The 19,653-nt window shown below is 59.9% G+C and carries 23 protein-coding genes; 9 read left to right on the top strand and 14 right to left on the bottom strand.

Translation table 11 applies throughout. The features are described from left to right. The first annotated feature begins 2 nt into the window (after window positions 1-2). The 5 genes from RS9916_RS04175 (at window position 3) to RS9916_RS04155 (ending at window position 3,475) form a co-directional block, all read left to right on the top strand. A complete protein-coding gene (locus RS9916_RS04175; RefSeq protein WP_007097995.1) occupies window positions 3-347 on the top strand; it encodes a DUF6464 family protein in 345 nt (114 codons plus the stop codon). Beyond that, entirely contained in the window at window positions 347-880 is a 534-nt protein-coding gene (locus RS9916_RS04170) for a hypothetical protein (RefSeq protein ID WP_007097994.1), read from the top strand. Before RS9916_RS04175 ends, RS9916_RS04170 begins: the two co-directional genes overlap by 1 nt. A 119-nt stretch (window positions 881-999) precedes the next feature. Beyond that, window positions 1,000-1,218: a hypothetical protein gene (locus RS9916_RS14775; protein ID WP_038024155.1), complete on the top strand. Its 219-nt coding sequence runs from the start codon at window positions 1,000-1,002 to the stop codon at window positions 1,216-1,218. A gap of 55 nt (window positions 1,219-1,273) precedes the next feature. Further along, entirely contained in the window at window positions 1,274-2,623 is a 1,350-nt protein-coding gene (locus RS9916_RS04160) for a DEAD/DEAH box helicase (RefSeq protein WP_007097992.1), read from the top strand. A gap of 18 nt (window positions 2,624-2,641) precedes the next feature. Continuing rightward, the gene (locus RS9916_RS04155; RefSeq protein ID WP_007097991.1) at window positions 2,642-3,475 is read left to right on the top strand and encodes a J domain-containing protein; all 834 of its coding nucleotides are present in this window, start codon (window positions 2,642-2,644) and stop codon (window positions 3,473-3,475) included. On the opposite strand, the gene fmt is transcribed toward RS9916_RS04155, so the two are convergent. From fmt to RS9916_RS04100, 11 genes are all read right to left on the bottom strand, one after another. Continuing rightward, a complete protein-coding gene (gene fmt / locus RS9916_RS04150; RefSeq protein ID WP_007097990.1) occupies window positions 3,461-4,504 on the bottom strand; it encodes a methionyl-tRNA formyltransferase in 1,044 nt (347 codons plus the stop codon). The two genes, RS9916_RS04155 and fmt, sit on opposite strands and share 15 nt — an antisense overlap. Before the next feature lie 21 nt (window positions 4,505-4,525). After that, the gene (locus tag RS9916_RS04145; protein ID WP_007097989.1) at window positions 4,526-5,914 is read right to left on the bottom strand and encodes a TldD/PmbA family protein; all 1,389 of its coding nucleotides are present in this window, start codon (window positions 5,912-5,914) and stop codon (window positions 4,526-4,528) included. A gap of 2 nt (window positions 5,915-5,916) precedes the next feature. Further along, window positions 5,917-7,380 carry a TldD/PmbA family protein gene (locus tag RS9916_RS04140; RefSeq protein WP_007097988.1) on the bottom strand — a complete coding sequence of 488 codons (1,464 nt, stop codon included), beginning with the start codon at window positions 7,378-7,380 and terminating at the stop codon, window positions 5,917-5,919. Window positions 7,381-7,454: 74 nt separating this feature from the next. Continuing rightward, entirely contained in the window at window positions 7,455-8,537 is a 1,083-nt protein-coding gene (gene acsF / locus RS9916_RS04135; RefSeq protein ID WP_007097987.1) for a magnesium-protoporphyrin IX monomethyl ester (oxidative) cyclase, read from the bottom strand. A 68-nt stretch (window positions 8,538-8,605) separates the two neighbouring features. Then, a complete protein-coding gene (locus RS9916_RS04130; RefSeq protein WP_038024153.1) occupies window positions 8,606-9,025 on the bottom strand; it encodes a DUF2996 domain-containing protein in 420 nt (139 codons plus the stop codon). A gap of 45 nt (window positions 9,026-9,070) precedes the next feature. Further along, the gene (locus RS9916_RS04125; RefSeq protein WP_007097985.1) at window positions 9,071-9,655 is read right to left on the bottom strand and encodes a hypothetical protein; all 585 of its coding nucleotides are present in this window, start codon (window positions 9,653-9,655) and stop codon (window positions 9,071-9,073) included. Further along, entirely contained in the window at window positions 9,652-10,290 is a 639-nt protein-coding gene (locus RS9916_RS04120) for a flavin prenyltransferase UbiX (RefSeq protein ID WP_007097984.1), read from the bottom strand. The genes RS9916_RS04125 and RS9916_RS04120 overlap by 4 nt, the downstream gene beginning before the upstream one ends. Before the next feature lie 15 nt (window positions 10,291-10,305). Then, on the bottom strand, window positions 10,306-12,651 hold the full coding sequence (locus tag RS9916_RS04115; RefSeq protein WP_007097983.1) for an RNB domain-containing ribonuclease: 2,346 nt from the start codon (window positions 12,649-12,651) through the stop codon (window positions 10,306-10,308). A gap of 129 nt (window positions 12,652-12,780) precedes the next feature. Then, window positions 12,781-13,089 (bottom strand): TMEM165/GDT1 family protein, encoded by a 309-nt coding sequence (locus RS9916_RS04110; RefSeq protein WP_007097982.1) that lies wholly within the window; start codon window positions 13,087-13,089, stop codon window positions 12,781-12,783. Between the two features lie 12 nt (window positions 13,090-13,101). Continuing rightward, window positions 13,102-13,383 carry a TMEM165/GDT1 family protein gene (locus RS9916_RS04105; RefSeq protein WP_050752298.1) on the bottom strand — a complete coding sequence of 94 codons (282 nt, stop codon included), beginning with the start codon at window positions 13,381-13,383 and terminating at the stop codon, window positions 13,102-13,104. A gap of 85 nt (window positions 13,384-13,468) precedes the next feature. Next, the gene (locus tag RS9916_RS04100) at window positions 13,469-13,843 is read right to left on the bottom strand and encodes a YkgJ family cysteine cluster protein (RefSeq protein WP_007097980.1); all 375 of its coding nucleotides are present in this window, start codon (window positions 13,841-13,843) and stop codon (window positions 13,469-13,471) included. Window positions 13,844-13,952: 109 nt separating this feature from the next. Here RS9916_RS04100 and psb30 point away from each other — a divergent pair, with 109 nt between their 5' ends. Beyond that, on the top strand, window positions 13,953-14,060 hold the full coding sequence (psb30, locus tag RS9916_RS15380; RefSeq protein ID WP_006041509.1) for a photosystem II reaction center protein Ycf12/Psb30: 108 nt from the start codon (window positions 13,953-13,955) through the stop codon (window positions 14,058-14,060). Here the strand turns inward: psb30 and RS9916_RS04090 are convergent. After that, the gene (locus RS9916_RS04090) at window positions 14,039-15,403 is read right to left on the bottom strand and encodes a chloride channel protein (protein ID WP_007097979.1); all 1,365 of its coding nucleotides are present in this window, start codon (window positions 15,401-15,403) and stop codon (window positions 14,039-14,041) included. The genes psb30 and RS9916_RS04090 overlap by 22 nt on opposite strands. Then, window positions 15,400-17,295 carry a single-stranded-DNA-specific exonuclease RecJ gene (gene recJ / locus RS9916_RS04085; RefSeq protein ID WP_007097978.1) on the bottom strand — a complete coding sequence of 632 codons (1,896 nt, stop codon included), beginning with the start codon at window positions 17,293-17,295 and terminating at the stop codon, window positions 15,400-15,402. Before recJ ends, RS9916_RS04090 begins: the two co-directional genes overlap by 4 nt. Before the next feature lie 70 nt (window positions 17,296-17,365). Here recJ and RS9916_RS04080 point away from each other — a divergent pair, with 70 nt between their 5' ends. From RS9916_RS04080 to RS9916_RS04070, 3 genes are read left to right on the top strand one after another with little or no spacing between them, the layout of a single operon-like run. Beyond that, entirely contained in the window at window positions 17,366-18,121 is a 756-nt protein-coding gene (locus tag RS9916_RS04080) for an HAD-IA family hydrolase (RefSeq protein ID WP_007097977.1), read from the top strand. Then, window positions 18,121-18,456, top strand: a complete 336-nt coding sequence (locus RS9916_RS04075; RefSeq protein WP_007097976.1) for a DUF565 domain-containing protein — start codon at window positions 18,121-18,123, stop codon at window positions 18,454-18,456. Before RS9916_RS04080 ends, RS9916_RS04075 begins: the two co-directional genes overlap by 1 nt. After that, window positions 18,446-19,381: a hypothetical protein gene (locus RS9916_RS04070; RefSeq protein ID WP_007097975.1), complete on the top strand. Its 936-nt coding sequence runs from the start codon at window positions 18,446-18,448 to the stop codon at window positions 19,379-19,381. The genes RS9916_RS04075 and RS9916_RS04070 overlap by 11 nt, the downstream gene beginning before the upstream one ends. On the opposite strand, the gene rpmF is transcribed toward RS9916_RS04070, so the two are convergent. Further along, on the bottom strand, window positions 19,382-19,555 hold the full coding sequence (gene rpmF, locus RS9916_RS04065) for a 50S ribosomal protein L32 (RefSeq protein ID WP_007097974.1): 174 nt from the start codon (window positions 19,553-19,555) through the stop codon (window positions 19,382-19,384). It lies immediately after the preceding gene. Between the last annotated feature and the right edge of the window lie 98 nt (window positions 19,556-19,653).

The raw sequence follows: 19,653 nt of genomic DNA, 5'->3' as shown, positions 1-19,653 counted from the left end.
CCATGCTTGTTGAGTTACGTCAGTCGGGTAGCGAGCGACTGCTTGATCGCATTGACCTTGCAGACACGCCCCATCCCGGGCGTTGGCTCGAGCTTGGCTCGGCCAGTTATTTCGTGCTGCAACGGCGTCATCGTTACTCCCTCCGTTCCGGTCGCTACCAGCTCGCCTCTGTGGTGTTGCTGGTCAAGCAACAACAGCAGCCTGCCGATGCGAACCGCTATCGCCATGGATGGGTGATTGGTGATCCAAGCTGCCGCTTCAATGCCTTAAGCCCCCTGCTGCGGTGTGCCGTGCTCCCGGATGGCCCATGCGAGCAATGCACCCACTACGAACTTCGCCAGGGTTGATGGAGTTGGATCCTTGGTGCTGGCACCGCTGTCAGCGCGTGAACGGCCATGGTGTGGCCTCTGGTATTGCCAATAGCGATCCTCAGCGCAGCGCGTCGCCTTATCCACAGGGCACCTTGGCGATGCAAGCCCCATTCTTTGCAGCTCTGGGTTTGGACCTCAGTGCCTACTGGCTCGGAACCTTGAACCTATCCGTTGCACCGGCTTGGTGGTCACTGCAGCAACCCGACTATCACTTTCCCAATTTGTGCTGGACAGACCTCCATCCACCGGAAACCTTCTCCTTCTGGTCGGTTCACCTTCGCGATCTGGAGCAACGGCGCAGCTGGCCTGCGTTGGTTTACTACCCCCATCCCGAAACCAAAGCCAGGCATTGGCAGCCGTCATCGGTTCTTGAAGTGTTGGCTCCTTGGATCGATGCGTTTCCTGCAGGCGGAGTTGTGGAACTCGGAGTCGATCCCTCGCGTCTGAGGTTGCATCGCGGTGATGTGCCTGAATCAGACGGGTGTGGCCTTCACGACTTCCACTCCTGAAGCTATTAGGTAAAACTACCCACACACTCTCGTCATCACGATGGCTCAAGTCGTTCGTTGGACCGTGATTGCTACCGCGGCAACGCTGGTCTGTGCTGCACCGTCTCTGTCCTGACCTGATGGAGATCAGCGACTCTCAGCGGCTGCGATCTCGAGCGATCCTGCTGGAGTTTCTCAAATTTCGGGTTCTGGCTGCGGAAGACCAATTCTTTTCTCAGCAGCAACGGGGCCAACGCCGTGCCTGGTTGACCCAGATGCATCCCCAGGCGCTCGTGCTTTCTGATCAGGATCTTGACGAGGTCTGGCAGCAAGCGCACCACCTCTACGGTTGCCACTGAAGAGTCCCAATCCAAGCTGGTCGCTCCAGCTCCTAGGGTTAACGGTCATCGCTTGATGACCATCACCGCTTCTGCTTCTTCTGCCCTAACTGCCAAAGCAACGTTCGACGACCTGGGCTTGAGCGCCCCTCTGCTTCAGGCACTGCGGGAGAAGGGCTACAGCACCCCATCTCCCATTCAGGAACAAGCCATCCCGGCCGTTCTTAGCGGTAGAGATCTGATGGCAGCGGCCCAGACCGGCACCGGCAAAACGGCGGGATTCACCCTGCCCATGCTGGAAACGCTCAGCCATGGGGCCCGGCCAGGTCGCGGGCAGATCAGAGCACTTGTGTTGACACCGACCCGTGAGCTGGCGGCCCAGGTGCTCGACAATGCGCGGGACTACAGCCGTCATTTGCGCTTGCGCAGTGAGGTGGTGTTTGGTGGCGTGAAGATCAATCCCCAGATCCAGCGCTTGCAACAGGGAGTTGACTTGCTGGTGGCGACTCCCGGACGCCTGCTAGACCTGCATCAGCAGGGAGCAGTTCGCTTCGAGCGGGTCGAATTTCTCGTTTTGGATGAAGCGGATCGCATGCTCGACATGGGATTCATTCACGACATCCGTCGCGTGTTGTCGCGGCTCCCCGAGCGGCGTCAAAACCTTCTCTTCTCGGCCACGTTCAGTCCATCCATCCGGAAGTTGGCCACCGGGTTGCTCAATGATCCGCTTCAGATTCAGATCACACCGCCCAATCAGACGGCACGCACGGTTCAGCAGGTGGTGCACCCCTGTGACATGAAGCGGAAACCGGATCTGCTCAGTCATCTGATCCGCTCGAACGACTGGCAGCAGGTGCTGGTGTTCTCAAGAACCAAACATGGCGCCAACCGTGTGGCGGAGAAGCTCACCAACGAAGGACTTGTCGCTGCTGCGATCCACGGCAACAAAAGCCAAGGTGCACGCACCCGTGCCCTTCAGGGCTTCAAGGATGGATCGGTGCGCGTGTTGGTGGCGACCGACATCGCCGCCCGCGGGATCGATATCCAGCAGCTACCCCATGTGGTGAATCTGGATTTACCCAACGTGGCGGAGGACTATGTGCATCGCATCGGCCGCACCGGTCGTGCCGGTGAATGTGGCCATGCGATCTCCCTCGTTGCAGCAGAGGAGGCACTGCTGCTCAAAGCAATTGAACGCACCACCCGTGAATCGCTTGAGAAGGTGCTGGTTCCCGGTTTTGAACCCACTGTTCTTGACGCTCCACCCCTCGATCTCAGTGGAGGCCGTGGGCGACGCTCTCCCCGTGGGGGAGGGCCGACCCGTAATCATCACGAACGTAATCGTGGTGGTGGCGGGTCAAGGGGTGGATCCTCGCGCTCTGCATCCGGTCGTCCCAAGCGCTCCGGGCGCCCCCCTCAACGCTGATCGTTCACTGAACTGCGCATGGGCTTTGATCCACGACGCTGGTCATCGGAGCCCCGTGCCCGCGAGGTCACCAGCAATGTTGAGACGCTGCTGGCGGAAAATGAAGCCTTGCGCAGGGAAGTGCGCCACCTCCGTTTACAGCTGGAGCGGCTTGAACGCAGTGCGCGCCGAGATCCTCAGCCCTTCCGTGGCCAGGCTTGGGGCTGGCAGGGCTCGCAAGGCGAACCCGAACCGGCTCGCGTCAATGCCCGGCAGGTGGAGAACTGGGGTGAGCTTCTAGCGGGCCAACCTGGCTGGTCCGTGCTGCGCCAGAAGGGATTAGTGGAGTTGGTGGATCAGCTCAACCGCCAAAGTTTCCACGCCAATCTCACCCTTCAGCAGCGTCTTGATCGGTTGTTGCCGGGGTTGGGACGTGACTTGTTCGATGCAATTGGTACCCCGACAACCAAGAAACATTGGGCCGTTTTGGCGGCCTTCGCTTTGTATGGGGTGCGCACCAATGAATGGCTTGATGAAGACCCAGCGCGTGTGGTCGCCGAGCTTCGCCAACGACTGGCCCGGCGCCAGGGTGGACGGCGCACGCGCAGTGATCAGCGCCGTACGGATCGTCGGGCTGATGATCAGTCGTCTGAACAGGCTTCGTCAGACCACCATCACAACGTTGGCGCTCCACGTGGTGCTGATCCTCGCCGCGTGGCGGCCTATGCCGCTCTTGAGTTGAGCTGGGGCGCCAGCCGCGATCGGATCAAGCAGGCCCACCGCCGTCTTGTGAAGCAGCACCACCCCGACATGGGGGGATCCGCCGATGCATTCCGTCGTGTCAATGACGCCTATCAACTATTGATCGCTTAGGCCAAGGCGATCCCCTTCGCAGGCCTGCAACTGCTGGAGCAGTTGTGCCCCTTGACTCCGGGATTTGCCCTCCAATTGGGCTTCCTTCACCAGAAGTGGACAGCCTTGGGAGGCCACCACCAAGCCCTGATCCGGCACAACGGCAAGCACCTGGCCTGGATGAATGGAGGGGTCTGGCGTTTCGCCAGCCGAGAGACCCCATTGCTCCGCCAGAGCCGCTGCTTCTGAACTCAAGTGGTCGGAGAGACGCTTGATCAATGGTTCAGTGACCATCACTTTGAGACGTTTGCCTTTCCAGTGCGTGGTGGCACCGGGATAGAGCCCCATCACCTGCCGATGAATGGCCAGAGCTGAGCGGTTCCAGTTGATCTGGAAATCCTCTTTGGCCAACATGCGGGCGTAACTGCTGGGCTCGGTTTGTGGGCGGACGTTCAGACGGGCAAGGCGCTCATGCTCCGGACCGGGACCCGCGGCTTCGATCAGCGGCATGGCTTTGACCATCAGCTCAGCCGTCAATTGACTGAGCCGTGACGCCAGGGATTCCGCGTTTTCACGCACCCCGATCGGCAGGGCTTCTTCCAGCAACACAGGACCGGTGTCCAGCCCTTCCTCCATGGCCATCACCCCAACCCCCGTTGCCTCGTCTCCTTCCATCAAGGACCACTGGATTGGGCCCGCTCCTCGCCAACGAGGCAGCAAGGAACCGTGGCCGTTCCAGCAACCAAGAGGCGGTTGTTCCAGCACGTCTTTGGGGAGAATTTGGCCAAAAGCCACCACCACCGAACAATCAGCGCCCAATCGTGCCAGCTCGGCTTGGCAGTCAGGCTCCTTGCGAATCCGTTCGGGGGTGAACACAGGGATGCCCAGCTCGAGGGCCGCTGTTTTCACGGGCGAGGGCACCAGTTGTTTCCCCCGTCCCCGTCGGCGATCGGGCTGCGTCACAACGCCAACGATGGCGTGACCAGCCTGATGAAGGGCCTGAAGGGTGGGCACCGCATAGGCAGGGGTGCCCCAATAAAGGATCTTCACAGCAGGATCTTGCGCTTGAGCTCAGGCCTCACCGGTGATGGCCAGTCCATCCACCCAGACATGGGGGCAGACGCCCTGGTGCGTCACCTTGGCATCGGCTTCAAGATGCACGATGCCATTGAGAACCTCGCGGATATCACCCGCAACGGTGGCTGATTCCACCGAGATGCGTTCACCTCCGCGCACCAGCCAGCCATCAAATGGAAGCGAGAACGACCCCTGGCTGGCCTTCACCCCGGCATGGAGGGCATTGAGGCTTTCGATCAGCACGAAAGGTTCTGTTGTGGTGGCATGGTGCAGATGGGTGGTTCCACTGCTGGTTCCCTCACTGGTGCCCACTTCAAACCAGTCAGGACCAACCGACACCTTGGCGCCAAGGCCCGCATGACCCGTGGGGGCCACGCCGAAACGGCGGGCTGTGGCTTCCGAATGCAGGAAGCTCTCCAACCGGCCGTTGTGAATCAGGCACAGACGTTGTGTCGGTGTCCCCTCTCCATCAAAGGGTGCGGCGCCGACGTGACCGGGATGCAGACCGTTGTCGTGCAGGGAGAAGAACGGAACGGCCACTGAGGTGCCGAGGGATTCGACCTGACTGAGGCTGACCCCATCGAGTACCGCGCGGGCGTTCACCAGGCTGCTGAATGCACCAAGCAGGTCGAGAAAGGCCTCAGGGGTGAAGCAGATCAGATAGCGACCGGTGTCAATCGCTTGGTAGTTGAGATGGCTGATGGTGCGCTGGGCTGCCTCTTCAACACATCCCTGAACATCCAGTCCCTGACTGCCGAGGGCCACGCGAACAGCGCCACCACTGCGCGGCTTGCGCCCTGCTTCTTCGGCACGGGCATAGAGGTAGAGGCTGGCTTGGGTGCGTTGCATCTGGCGCAGGGCGCCGTCGCTGTTCAGGTAGATGCGCTCACTGCTGCCCTCACTCAATCCGTTGTAAGGGACCGTTTCGATGGCCTTGTGATGGGCCAGCAGATCATGCTCGGCAGCTTTGAGGCGCGTAAGCAGGGTCTGAATCCCCTGGGCAGGTTGAAGGGGCCGGTCCAGCTCAGGGATCGGTGCTGTCGCCAGAGGGGAGAAGCCGGGTACGTCATCAGCATTGCCAAAACGACTGGCTTCTTTCGCTCCCGTCAGTGCTTTTTCGAGGCCTGACTGGGACAGATCCGAGGTGCTTGTGATGCCAACAAGGCCTGCCTCATTCCAGACGCGCACCGTGATGGAACTGCGCTGCGATGCCTTCATCTGTTTGGCTTCGCCTCGATCCACCTGCACCGAAGCATTGGTGCTGCAACTGGCTCCCAGATCCCAACGCTGGATGCCGTCGCGCTTGGCCAGCGCATGAAGTTGATCGCGCAACGCATGCACGTTGAGGGGCGTAGATGCTGCAGTCGAGGGTGTGGTGGTCATGTTCAGCGGCCTCCGACAGTGATGGAATCAACCTTGATGTGGGGCTGCCCCACGGTGACGAAGATGCTGCCGCTCACGGATCCGCAGTACCCAGCGGCCAGGTCGAGATCATCGGCGCACATGGAAATGCGGGGCATCACTTCTTTGGCTTCACCGATCAAGGTGGCGCCTTTCACGGGTTGGCCGAGCTGTCCGTTTTCAATCAAGTAACCCTCCTCCACGGAGAAATTGAACTGACCAGTGGCGCCGACGCTTCCGCCCCCCATGGATTTGCAGTAAAGGCCCTTGTCGATCGAACTGATCAGGTCCTCCGGCTTGTGGGGACCAGCGGCGATGTAGGTGTTGCGCATCCTGCTGGCCGCAGCGAAGCCGTGGCTCTGACGACGGCCGCTTCCAGTGCGTGCATGACCCGTGCGCATTTCTCCTGCTCGATCGCTGAGGAATCGCTTGAGAACGCCGTTTTCAATCAAAACGGTGCGCTCTGATTCCATGCCCTCGTCATCCATGGAGATCGAACCGAAGGCTCCGGCACTTAACCCTTCATCGATGGCGGTGACTGCTGAGTGTGCAATCGCTTCACCAACCTGGTCGGCGAAAGGGGTGGTCCCGCGTTCCACCTGAGTGGTTTCCAGCAAGTGTCCGCAGGCTTCGTGGAAAATCACCCCGCCGAAGCGGTTGGCCAGGACCACGGGCATCTGCCCACCATCGACGTAGTCGGCGTAGAGCATCTTGGCTGCACTGCTGCAGACCTCGATGGCGCTGGACTCGACATCCCAGTTGCGCAGATCATCGGGGCGATCCGTCGTTCCGTAACGGCGGCCGATGCTGGCGCGATGTTCACCGTCGGCAGCGAGCACGCTCAGACCGCTGGATTGGTGCAAACGAATGTCGTGCCCGAAGGTTCCATCACTTGCAGCGACAAGCACCTCCTGCCAGTCTCTGGAGTAGGAGCCACGGCGCACATCAAGGTGTTTGCCGTGGCGTTCCAGAAGATTGGTGCCCTGGAGCAGCAATGCGGTGCTGGTGGCCAGATCAGGCGACTGGGACAACCACTGATGTTTATCGATCGCGAAATCCCGTAAGGGCTTCAATCCCTCGAACGCCTTGAGTGATGCCGCAGCGTTGCGTTCAAGACTGAGCATGGCCAGAGCCTGATCGAGGGCCAGCAGCAGGCCGGCATCGCTCAAATCATTGGTGCTGACAAAGCCATCACGGTGGCCTTTGAACACGCGGATGCCAGCACCCATGCCAAAGGCAGGGCTGACACTGGTGATCGTGTCCTGTTCAGCCAAAACACCGATGTGATCGGTGCGTTCCAGAAACACCTCCACCAGGTCGGCCCCAGCCCGAGCCCCTTCTCCCAACAGGGCTTCCAGCCGTGATTTCCATTGCGTCTGACCGGGATCAAGCCCAAGGTCATGGCGTTCCGCTGGATGGGATGCGACCAAACCGTCCGCTTGCGACAAGCTTCGATTATGGAGAACTGAACACAAAAATGCCCGGCCTTCGCCGGGCATTGATGAATGCGTCGGTGCAGCGATCAGCGCACCGCCGGTTGGTAGTTCTCGCTGCGCACAGGGGCCATGAAGAACAGGGACGCCATTTGCAGCGCATTGGCTGCGAAATGGGGAAGCTTGCGGATCAGCTTCACAGGAGCAGGAGCTCCGCTGGCGTCAGCAGCAGCGAGGGCTGCGTTGTTGTTCACCAGGTTCTCGAGGCCGTCCCAGAATTTGGGGTTCTTGACGTCGAGGACAACAGGGAAGACCCGTGCCGATGTTTCGTTGGTCTTGTCGATCACCATGCGGTCGTATTCGCGGGCGTCGAGACCAAGGGCTTCATAGAACTCTTTACGGGCGACATCACGCACGTACATGGTGGCGAAGACGGCCAGAAGGAAGAAGCGGCACCAAAGACGAGCCCTGAATCCACGCACAGTGTCGGGCTGCGCCTTCATCAGGGCGTCAAAGAAGTCGCCATGACGATTTTCGTCCTGACACCAGTTCTCGAAGAAATTGAAGATCGGGAAGATCTTGCTGTCAGGATTTTTTTCGAGGTGGCGGAAGATGGCGATATAACGCCAGTAGCCGATCTTTTCGGACAGATAGGTGGCGTAGAAGATGAACTTCGGTTTGAAGAAGGTGTACTTCTTGTTGGCCGTTAGAAAACCGAGATCCAACTGCAGCCCAAAGTCGCTCATCGACTTGTTGAGGAAGCCTGCATGGCGGGCTTCATCACGGGCCATGTGAGCAAAACACTCGGCCAGAAGGGGGTTCTTGGTTTTGATCCGGCGGCTCAATTCCTTGTAAAGAAGGAACCCGGAGAATTCAGAGGTGCAGCTCTGCTCCAAGAACTCGACGAAGACTTCGCGAGTCTTGGGATCGAGCTTGTCGGCGGCACCTTCAAATTCCTCGTTGCGAACGAAGTGGTGACGGTTGTAGTCCTTGCGGAACTCTTCACAGATGGCTTCAAGCTCGGCCTCGTTCGGACGGAGGTCCATCGCCGCCATCGCATCGAAGTCGGTGGTGTAAAAGCGCGGCGTCAGGATCGTGTCCTTCACCGGGTCCTTGACGGCAACGGCGGAACCCGGTGCTGCGGCTTCGCTGACGGCGGTGGGGGGCACCATCGGATCTGATCTTCAGTGGTGACCAATGTAGGCGCCTTGCGGCAGAGGCCGGGTGGTCGTGTTAAGCGTCAGTTGCCTCCCAGCCATTTCTGACCATTGAGACGTTGCAACAGCCGCGACTGAAGGAGCGCCAGGCTCATGCGTTTCTCATCGATCAGAAACGACTCCAACAGGCTGGCGTCGGTCCCTGGGTCAGCCAGGGCGATGGTCTTGTCAGCGCCGATGGATGGTTCGGAGAAACAGAGCCAGAAGCGCCGACCCGGAGGCAGTTCGCCGTACAGCATCCAGCAGCTGCCGCCGACAACGGGGCGCTCCCCTTGGCGAAGATCCAACACCGAGGGCGTAATGCCGCGATCGACGATGCCCTTGCGGACAGCTGGCAGAAGATCCTCCTGAATGAAGGCATCAAAAGGCTTGTCTTCCGGCTTGGGAGGCTTTGCCGGTTTTTCAGCAGGAGTTGGGGTGGCTTTAGCTGGAGTTTCGCTCACCAGATTTCCTTCACTGGCGGAACTGTAATCAGCTCTGGGCAAGGATCACCAGCCTCCAGGCAAGGGTTGATCCCAGTCGTCGGTGCTTAAGCCCGTGGTTGGCGTGGAAGCTGTTTGAGGATTCGTCTCCTCCTCGGTGCTGCTGTTGCTCGAGGACGCACTGCTGACGCTGGAGTCACCGCGTGCTGAAGCCGTACTGAAGGGTCTTGATCCCCGTCTAACCACTTTGAAAGGGACGGACACGGTGGGAGCTGGGTCGCGCACATCGCGTTCAGGCCACACCATCGTCGGGTTTGTGGACGGTGTCGCCTCTGAATGGTCTGCATCCCTGGGCCAATCCTCGGATCTTGGTCGCCAGGCTGGCTCCGCGTCACTCTCCCACCCAATCGGGCGATGGACTTGACGGCGTAAGGGAGTGGCGGTGGCTCCTGCTGTCAGAGACGCCCCTGCTGTGAACAGGGCAGAGCCGGCAGCGGCCAGTGCGATCCACGCTCCCATCGGCAAATTGCCCGAGCGCCACGTCAGCAGGCGCAGAGCCGTCGGTTGCCGCAGATTCAAACCGCCAACGACCAGGGCGACAGCCAAAGGACTCAGGCAGGGCAACAGCAGAAGTTTCTGCAGACGGGTCATGCGTCAGTGTCCCGCCATCGCTGAATCGGCTTCAGAGACTCACCGAGTCCGTCGAAGAGTCGAACCACCAGGAAATCGACCATGTCATCAAGCGTCTTGGGTTGGGTGTACCAGGCTGGAATCGGCGGAGCAATCCTGGCGCCGGCTTCAGCCAGTGAGGTGAGATTGCGCAAATGAATCAGATTCCATGGCATTTCCCGGGGTGCCAGTACCAAGGGGCGCCCTTCTTTGAGATGAACATCGGCGCAACGCTCAACCAAGTCGGTGGCCACACCGGCGGCAATGCGCCCGACGGTGCCCATGCTGCAGGGGACGATGACCATCCCGCGCGTGCGAACACTGCCACTGGCAATGCTGGCCGCTTGATCGTTCCAGCGATGGCATTCCAGGGTTCCTTTGCTGCACTTAAGGCGATCACGCCAGAAACGGGCCTGGGCCTCCGGTTCGACAGGAACATGCACCTCCAATTCCGCAGACCACACCTCGTGGGCCCCGCGGCTGAGAATCAGGTGCACATGACGATCGTTCTCAAGAAGCAGCTGTAGTGAGCGTTCTGCCAGTTGTTGGGCTGAAGCTCCACTCACCGCAAGCACGTACGGGAGTGAGTCCACGTCGTTGTTGATGGGGTTCGACAAGGATGACTCCTCTCTTCAGGCGTCGCTAACAGCAACGGGAAGATTCGAATGATCGTCGTCTTTCTGAATCTCCGTGGTCACGATGTCGAGATCGATCTGGTTGCGTAAAACGTCCACCTTGACCACGCGCACAGTCACCTCATCACCAATTTGATAAACACGTCGATTGCGTCGACCGACCAGACGGTTTTGACGGGATCGGTATTCATACCAGTCGTCGTTGAGGGAGCTGACATGCACCATTCCCTCCACCATCGCTGGAGGGAGTTCAACAAAGAATCCGTAACTCTGGACACCACTGATCCGACCAGGGTGCTCCTCACCAACCATCGGTTCAGCACTGCGAGCTTGTGCCATAGCCACGAGATCTTTCTCCAGCTCGGCGACTTGGCGACGGCGGTTATTCAGCCGCAGGATCTGCCGTTCCTTGAGGTTGTCGAACAGCTTTTGCTCCTGCGAGGCGGTGATGAGAGGCCACGTGATCGATCCACCCACACCGCGCAGCCCCAGAGTGACCTTTTCCTTGTGGCGAACGGTGGGACGGTCCTTGCCATCGTTGAGAAGCGTGCTGAGCACTTGTTGATTGATCAGATCCGTGGCGTGAAGGGTTGGGCAGCACCAAGGGGCTCCACCCGTGCCAGCCAGGGCTTTCTCACTGACCTGCGTCGTGGCCTCGTCAGCCTGATCAGACGTCGTGTCGTCGTTGTCCGTTCGTTGGTTTGGTGCCAGACCTTTCAAACGCACCATCGGATCGCTGAACGCTTGGCGCATCTGAAGCTCCAGCATCCGTCGCAGCGGGCTGTCCTTGAAGGCTTTGGCCAGATCGGAAGGGGATGGGGTGCCGTCTTCATCCAGTTCGAGCGGGAGATCCAGGCCAATGGCCGTCTTGGCCACATCCGTCAGCGTTGAGCCATCGGCTTCGGGAGACTCAAGAACCAGGGCGGGCAATTTGAGGTCTGCAGCATGCATCGCCCAACAACGGTCTGCCGCGCGGATCAGCACTGCGAGAATGGCGTTGGGGTCGTCTTCCCGTAACGGGGCTAACCATTGATGAAGACAGGCATCCGGGCGCGAATAGCGCAGATCGCCAAGCGGCTCGACCTGCGGATTCGGTAAATCCAGTTCAATGGCTCCGTCCTGCTGGAATCCCTTGTTCAAACTGCGGGCACAGAACAGGAGAGTTTCCAGTTGGCCTAGATGATCCTTGAGAGGCTTCAACGCTGCGGGAACCGTACGCGCCTTGGGTTTGCGAGCGGCGAGAGCCGCCATCGCCTCGCTGGTCACTGAGGCAACGGGCCGCACGGTGCTGAGCTGAAATTGCCACTCGCCCAGATGACCATCGGCATCAACATCAACGCGCAGTGAAATCGCCTCCTGGGTGGTGCCTGGACTGAATTTGGATGCTTGCGTGAGGTTGTTGCTGAGAAGTGGTTGCCAGGTGTCACCCAGGCAGAGCGCTTCTCCTTGCTCCTGTAACCACTGGTCGATGCTGCTGCCTCCGTTGAGGCGCTCGGCCACAGTTGGGGCATGAATCCATAATCTGCAGCCACCGTCGTGGGGTTCGACGTGCACTGCTGGAAGGCATGGAGCTTGTGCTCCCGACCAGCTCTGGAGCAACAGGGCTGGTTGGGCTGTGAGGTCGTGCCGTTTCTTGGTGGAAGGGGCTTTTGCGGTCGCTCGAGGGGCCGCGGGACGCTGATGCAGATGGGCTTTGGTCAGTAGAAGTTCCCTGTCTCCATCCGGCCCTGCATCCAGCGGTAGGGGACGCGCCACATGACCGCGGGCTGCGAATTGGGCGACGGGGAAACGGTCAACGGCAACCTCGACCACCGAGGGATTTGTGCCATCGCTCAGATGGCTGGCATCAGCATCCGGCAACTCAATGGTTGCCAAGACGCGGTCGTCGAGGGGCAACGCCAGCAGACGCTCCTCCTGACGGTCGATCTGAGCGAGAAGACTGGTGGTGTTGCGCTCCAAGATGCATTGAACGCCACCTTCGGGTGACCGTCTTCGGCCTCCGTCGCGCGTGATGCGGACCAGCACACGATCGCCATTCCAGGCGTGATTGAGCTGATGGTCGCGGATATAGATGTCTTCGCCGCCGTCTTCGCGGATGGCGAAGCAAAAGCCTTTGCTGCTGCAACGCAGTCGCCCTTCGATCAAGTCGCTGTCGTCTCCACGGCAGACAGCGCCGTCGTCGCCCAACTGAAGCAATCCCAGCTTGTTCAGGCTTTGCAGCGCCAAGCTGAGGCCCTCTTTTTCAGCGCGGTTGCTGAGCCGGAGGATCTTTTCAAGCTTCGCCGTTTCGAGTGAACCGGAAACTGGCAGATGGTCGAGGAGATCGGCGACCGAGAACTTCATCGTTGCTTTGGGCTGGCCGGCCTACAGGACCGGGGGTGGTGATCACCAATGACCACTGCCCTGAACCGACGTTCAGGGAATGGAGGGCAGGATCCCTGGCGAACCACGACTCTAAGGGCCCGTCAGCAGTCAGTCCTGCTCAGAACCAAGGGGTTCTTGCATTCCTTTCAGCATCGGCCAAAGCAGACGTAGACCGATCACCAGAAAACCCACCGAGGCAATCAGTTGAAGCACCTCAGCGGGGACGACGTTGGCCATTGATCCACCGGCGATGGCACCGATCAGGCTGGCCAACACCAAGGCACTGGATGAACCGATAAAGACCGCCAGCGGTCGGTTAGAGGTGCCGCTGATTGCGACGGTGGCCAGCTGGGTTTTGTCGCCAAGCTCTGCGAGGAACACCGTCAGAAAGGTGGACAGCAACAGGGGGAAATCCATGGATCCGAGAGATCAAATCGAGTGTTGGATCAGCGACTGCAGGGCCTGAAATCCCAGCCAAAGCCCTAATCCGACCATCAGCACTCCTGCCATTTGCTCCAAGCGTTCGGGCGGCAGGATCTTGGACAGCCATTGGCCCACAAGCACCCCCACCAGGCTCGAGCAGATCAGGGCAAAGGCTGCCCCGATGAACACCAGCAAGGGTTGGCCGGATTGAGCCGACAGCAACAGCGTTGCCAGTTGGGTTTTATCCCCGAGCTCAGCAACAAACACCGTTGTGAAGGTGCTCAGCATCACGGCTGTGAAACCAAGCCCCTGGCTTTGCTCTTTTGACGCAACGGTGTCTGGCGACAGGGATGCTCTGTTGGTGGTCTCGACCTCAGGCATTCCCTTTGACGGTTCGGTTCACAGCACGCGTAAACCTACGCATCTCACTGCTTCGACCGCCATAGAGCGAACGAATCTGTTGATTGCAGCAAGCAATGGCAAAGGCATCGGTGTCCTCGGCCGGCACATCAAAGAGATCAGCGAGGCTGCTGACCCGGCAGAAGTCCGGGCGCTCCGCGTAGATCCGGCAGCGACGTCCACCACTGTCGTAGTGCTTGCACCAGCCGTCTTCACCGACCATGCCGAGATAGGTCTCTCTCTGCTCTTCAGTGAGGGCGTCTAACGCTTCCTGCCGTTCTTCCGGCGCCAATCGGCAACAGGCTCCGCAGTGATGGATGCAGGTCCAGGTCGGTGTGCCGTGTGCCATGGCTGAAAGCTGTGACAAGCCATCACAGTGGCAGGGGATGTGGGGCTGAATCCACTGGCGTGTTCTCTAGCTTGATGAGATCATTGCCACGGATTGCCGTTCTTTCCCCATGGGTATCGATTTTCATCTGATCGCAAACTTTGGGGCTCTCGCCCTGATCACCCTTGCTGGCCCAGCCGTGATCTTCATCCTTTTCTATCGTCGCGGCGCTCTCTGAAGCAGGCTGAGTGCGTGATAAACGGGCTGGCGTGCAATCAGCCGGCCCGTGTATGCAGCAATCACAGCGGCCAAAACCACACCAGCGAACAGTTGCTGGTCGCCTGTCAGTCGCCACGCAAACACGATCGAAACCAGGGGAAGTTGCGTGGCCCCTGAGAGCCCGGCGGCGAGTCCTAGGGCAATCCCTAGGTGTTGACTGAACCCGAGCACCGCGCAGATGGTGTAGCCGAGCAAGCCTCCGAAGGTGAGGGACGGGTCGATAAGACCTCCAGGCACTCCTGGTGCGAGAGCCAGCATCGGACCGATTACCCTCCCTGCAGTGATCCAAAGACTGCTCAGACCGATAAACAATGAGCCCCCATCAGGATTGCCATTGGGCATGCCCTCTTGGATGAGCTGCCTTAACAACGATTCACCGTCTCCGGTGCTGGTGCCCCAGGTTGTGAGGGCCAAGAGACATAGCCCGCCACCAAGACACAGGCCAGTGCGGATTGGATAGCGCTGCACCATTGGGGAGATTCGGCCAGTGGCCCAGACCAATCCCCGGCTGAACAAGCCACCGACGATCCCGCCGGCCACGCCGATCGGCAGAGCCATCAACAGTTGATCCGGTTCCGGTGTCATCACGTTGATCACTCCCAGGCCGAAAATGGGCTGGCCGCCGAGGTTGCTGAAGCCGGCGGCCGCCACACTGATCACCAGAGCAGGCCAGATGGTTGTGATGGCGTAATCGGTGCTGAGTTCCTCCAACATGAACACCGCTCCGAGCAGGGGGGTGTTGAACCCACCGGCTAGTCCCGCACCACCCCCGATGGCGACCATCTGCCTTTCATTCAGGCTTGGAAGCCATTGGCCCCAGCGTCGATGGATCGCGCGTGCCACAGCTGCACCCACTTGAACCACGGGCCCTTCACGCCCAAGGGGGAACATCGCGGCAGTGGCAATCGACCAGAGAATCCCCCGTTGCACGGTGCCTGGCGTCGCCATGGCGCTGGGCATCAGGCCGGGATCCTCAAGCGCATTCATGGTGGAAGGAATGCCGGACCCAGCCCCGGCGCGCCAGGGGCCGCGTTGCAGCATCAGCAGTGTCGGCATCACCACCACTGGCAGCAGTGCGATGCCAACCCCTGGCCATGACCATGCTGAGGCCGTTGTCGGCAACCGCGCAAACAGCAACGACTGCAGACGATCGACCACGTTCAAAGGCCAACACGCCAGGCCAATGGCAATGCCCACCACCACCAACCCGATGAAATGACGGGCCAGGGCTTTGACGGTCGAAGCCCGTCGGTCCACCAGTCCAGGGAACAGATGCTCGTGGTGCCGCGGGTCAGACCTCATGGCTGCATGCCGAGACCGATGGCGGCCTCTTCGATCAGGCTTGCAACGTAGGGGTGGGATGCTCTGCTGTCGTCGCACTGAAGCAGCCCGTCATCCCCGGTTTGCACAATCAGCTGTGCGCCATCAGGGTTGGTGAGGGTGATCTGCGTCCCGTCGCGTTGCTCACAGCTGTAGGTCTGCTGCCCCCGTTGGAGAAGCATGGTGCTGTGATGCGCACGCAAGGCCACGATTTCGAGCTGGAGGCGCTCCTCCCCTTGCCAACGGTTCATTGACAGCCGGAAGGCCAGATCAATCTGATCCGGAATGGTTGCGTTCTCGCGCCAACGCCAGGCGATGGCATCGAGGAGGGTGGCTCCTTGGCGCAGGCGCAGTTTCAAGTGCCCACCGCGCAGCATTCGTTGTTCGAGCACATCACAGTTGCGCGCCCAGAACAGGGGAGCGGGGTTGCCGATGCCGAAGGGCTCCAGCGTTCTGAGCGAGGTCCACAGGGAGCGGTCAATCTGCTCAAAGCGAAGCAGCGCTTCGGGCTTCACAACGCGGCCCTTCAAACGCGACTCCATCCAGTGCTCAGCAATGCCATTGAGCTGAGCGTGCAACGCCGCGACCCGTTCCGCCTTCACAGTGAATCCCCCAGCAGCAGGGTGACCACCAAAACGATCGAGGTGGTCGGCGCAGGCTTGCAAGGCCTGATCCACGGCGAACCCTTCCGGGGCTCTGACAGATGCGCGCATCATTCCCTCTCCGTCGGCAGCGAGGAGAGCAGCCGGTCGCTGGTAACGCTCCATCAAACGAGCAGCCACGATTCCAATCACCCCGTGGTGCCAGTGGCCTTGTGCCAGGAGAAGAAAGGGTGCGATCGACTTGGCGTTGGATTCCACCAAGGCGACGGCTTCCGCTTCGATGGCGTCGCAGAGCTCACGCCGCTGACGGTTGAGCCCATCACACTTCCGGGCCAGCTCAACTGCGGTATCGGTGTCGTTTTCGGTGAGCAGATCCACCACCAACGAGGGTTCTCCCAGTCGACCGACGGCATTGATCCTGGGAGCGATCTGAAATCCGACATCATCAGCACGCAGTGCTCGATCCTCCAGACCGCTCAGTTGTTGCAGGGCCCTCAAACCAGCACAACGGGTGCGGTGTAAGTGATCAAGGCCTTCACGAAGCCATGCCCGATTCGCTCCAGTCAGCGGTGCCATGTCAGCAATCGTGCCGATGCAGAACAGATCGCGAGCACTGGAGATCGCCTCGGGCTTCTCCAGCGCTTCGGCCAACGATCGTGCCAACACATAGGCAAGTCCAACACCTGCCAGGCCCCGGTAAGGGGAATCGACAGGCGTGGTGGCGGGGTGAAGCAGGGCAAGCGCCTGGGGCGGAGGATCCGGAATGGTGTGGTGATCCGTGATGATCACCTGCACGTCCAGATCCTTGGCCCGCGCCAGGGCCGCTTCTGCTGCGACCCCGTTGTCGACTGTGACCAGTAAGCGCACCCCTTGCTGATGCAGCTCTTCGACCATGCGCACATTCAGGCCGTAGCCGTCATCCATGCGACTGGGAATGGCGGCGACCGGACGGGCACCAAGGGGTTGCAGCGCTCGGATCAGCAGAGCTGTACTGGTCATCCCATCGGCGTCGTAATCACCGCAGATCGCCAGCGTCTCGCCCGATTGGCACGCTGCGATTAATCGGGTGACAGCCGGTTGAAGTCCTGGAAAGTGCTGATCGGCAGGTGGTAAGGCCGACGGGGTCAGCCATTGCTTGGCCTGATCAAGATCGTTGATGCCGCGGCGCATCAACACAGCGCGTAGCGGCAGAGGCAGCGGGAGCGTCTGCAACGGCGTGGCATCGGTGGCCAACGGCAATTGCCAGAGCTGAGGCTGGGCGGCGGTTGACACAAACGCTGCTCTTGGGTCGTTGCATTGTGGAGTCTGGTTCAATCAAAACCATGACTTCGCAACAGCGTTGATGCCCCGCTTGCAGGCCGTGTTCTGGGATGTGGACGGAACGCTGGCCGATACTGAGATGGAGGGCCATCGACCAGCTTTTAATCAGGCCTTTGAGGAATTGGGCCTTCCCTGGCACTGGAATCGGACCCTCTACCAACAGTTGCTGGCCATTCCTGGAGGCGGCCAACGCATGGCTTTCTTCGCTGAGCAACAAGGCCATCCACTCAATCCTGAAGCTCTCGAACAGCTCAAGCAGGTGAAGCAAAGCCACTACTTGGCCCGCATCCGCAGCGGAGCTGTTTGCTTGCGTCCCGGAGTGGCAAGGCTTCTCAATGAATTAAGAGCCGCGGGCGTTCGCCAATGGATCGTGACCAGCAGCGGTCGGGCCTCCGTCGAGGCCTTGATGGAGGGCCTGTTCCCCGGAGCTGCGAACCCTTTTGAGGGCTCCATCAGCGCCAATGATGTGCAGCGGCATAAACCCCACCCCGACCCCTATCTCCATGCGGTGAACAGCAGTGGTGCTGCTGCCAATCGGTGTTTGGCGGTTGAAGACTCAGCGGCTGGGTTGACGGCTGCCGTTCATGCTTCGATGCCCTGCCTGGTCACGCCATCACTCTGGGATCAACAACTTCCGAAGGTGATTCATCGGGCTGCTGCGGTGGTCGATCACCTGGGTGAGCACCATCAACCCCTGACGCAAACGTCAGGGCCCCCTTGTGTGGATGGATTGATCACGCTGGAGTACCTCCAGTTGCTTTTGGAGACGTCCGGCTGATGGTGCTGCAGCGCACCCGCTATGAACGCCTTCAGCGACAGCTGGGTGATCAGGTTCAACCTGTTGTGGATGGCCCTTGGAAACGTCGCAGTCTCGGGGCGCTATCCCTGCTGCTGGGGTTTTTCCTGGGCAGCAATCTCACCACTTACTACCTGGAAAAAATCGGCCAGCGTCCCGTCGTGGTGTTGGTGTTGGTGCTGCTGATTGAAGTCGTCGTCCGCATGCGGACACGCGTGCAATCTGCCCCTTGGCCTCTGGGCTGGGTTTTGCTCGACAATCTGCGCATCGGTGTGGTCTACGCCGTGGTTCTGGAGGCTTACAAACTTGGCTCCTGACCAAAGCGTTCTCTTTGATCCATCCGCTCTGCCTGGATTGGACGGGTGGTTGTTGGGGATGGGATGGAGTCCCCGTGATTGGGTTGCGCAGTGGGAGTCCAGAGGTGGGCTCCACTTGGCGACCCACGCCTGGCCATTTGCTGTTGATCCCCGATGGATCTGGGGAGTGGGGTTTCCGTTGTTAACGGCGCTTGAGAAGGCAGCCCGTAGCAACCAGCGATTGTTGTTCGGGCTGAATGGACTTCCCGGTTGTGGCAAGTCAAGCCTTGCTCACTGGATTGAAGAGGCCGGTGCCCAGCTTGAGATTCCGGTGTCTGTGGTGTCGATCGATGACTTCTACTGGCCCGCTGCCGAGATGGAGGCGGCAATGGCGGGAAATCCTTGGTCAGTGCCCCGTGCCTTACCGGGTAGTCACGATCTGAAGCTGATGGAAGAGGCCCTTGACCACTGGCTCGAGAGCGGAACACTGCATGCTCCGCAGTTCAACAAATCACTTCGCCAGGGCCGAGGCGATCGTGCGGGCTGGCGGGAACACACAGCCGCTGTGGTGTTACTGGAGGGATGGTTTCTAGGCGTTGAGGCCAACAACGACGCCTCTCTTGACCCCCCACTCACGCCTGCTGAACGGCAGTACAGATCACGCATGCTCCAGCAATTGGATCGGTATCAACCGGTTTGGGACAAGCTCAGTTCCCTTTGGCAGCTCCAAGCACCTGCTGTTGAGGCGAGCAGGTTGTGGAAACAGCAACAAGAAGATGCCATGCATCAGCGCACGGGTGCACGGCTGTCGGATGACTCGCTTCGAGGATTTGTGCGCATGATCGAAACAGCGATCCCTCAGAAAGCACTGCAGACGATTGATCGTGCTGATGTTGTGGTGGAGCTCACGCTCGATCGCGTCGTTCGTGAGCTCCGCTGGCGCTGATCAGCTTTCGCCGTCTTCTTCAGCAACGGGGTAGACAAAGCCCTGAGCGCGGCCACTCAGCACAGACTTGCCGATGGACATGGCGCGTTGCGCGGCGGTCGCTGCCTTGGCCTTCCACACGGCATGACGCTGATTGCGCTTGCTCTTGGAGGTTTTCTTCTTAGGTACAGCCATTGCCGGCGGATTTCTGCCAAACAGTGATCTTCCACTGTCGAGAGTCCTCTCGTCAAATCGCTAGGCTTCAATCATCGACGAACTGTTGTGAGTTCAGG

It is taken from the genome of Synechococcus sp. RS9916, assembly GCF_000153825.1.
Taxonomy (GTDB): Bacteria; Cyanobacteriota; Cyanobacteriia; order PCC-6307; family Cyanobiaceae; genus Synechococcus_C.
The sequence above is the reverse complement of the archived record's forward strand: the minus strand, read 5'-3'. Positions and strand labels throughout refer to the sequence as shown.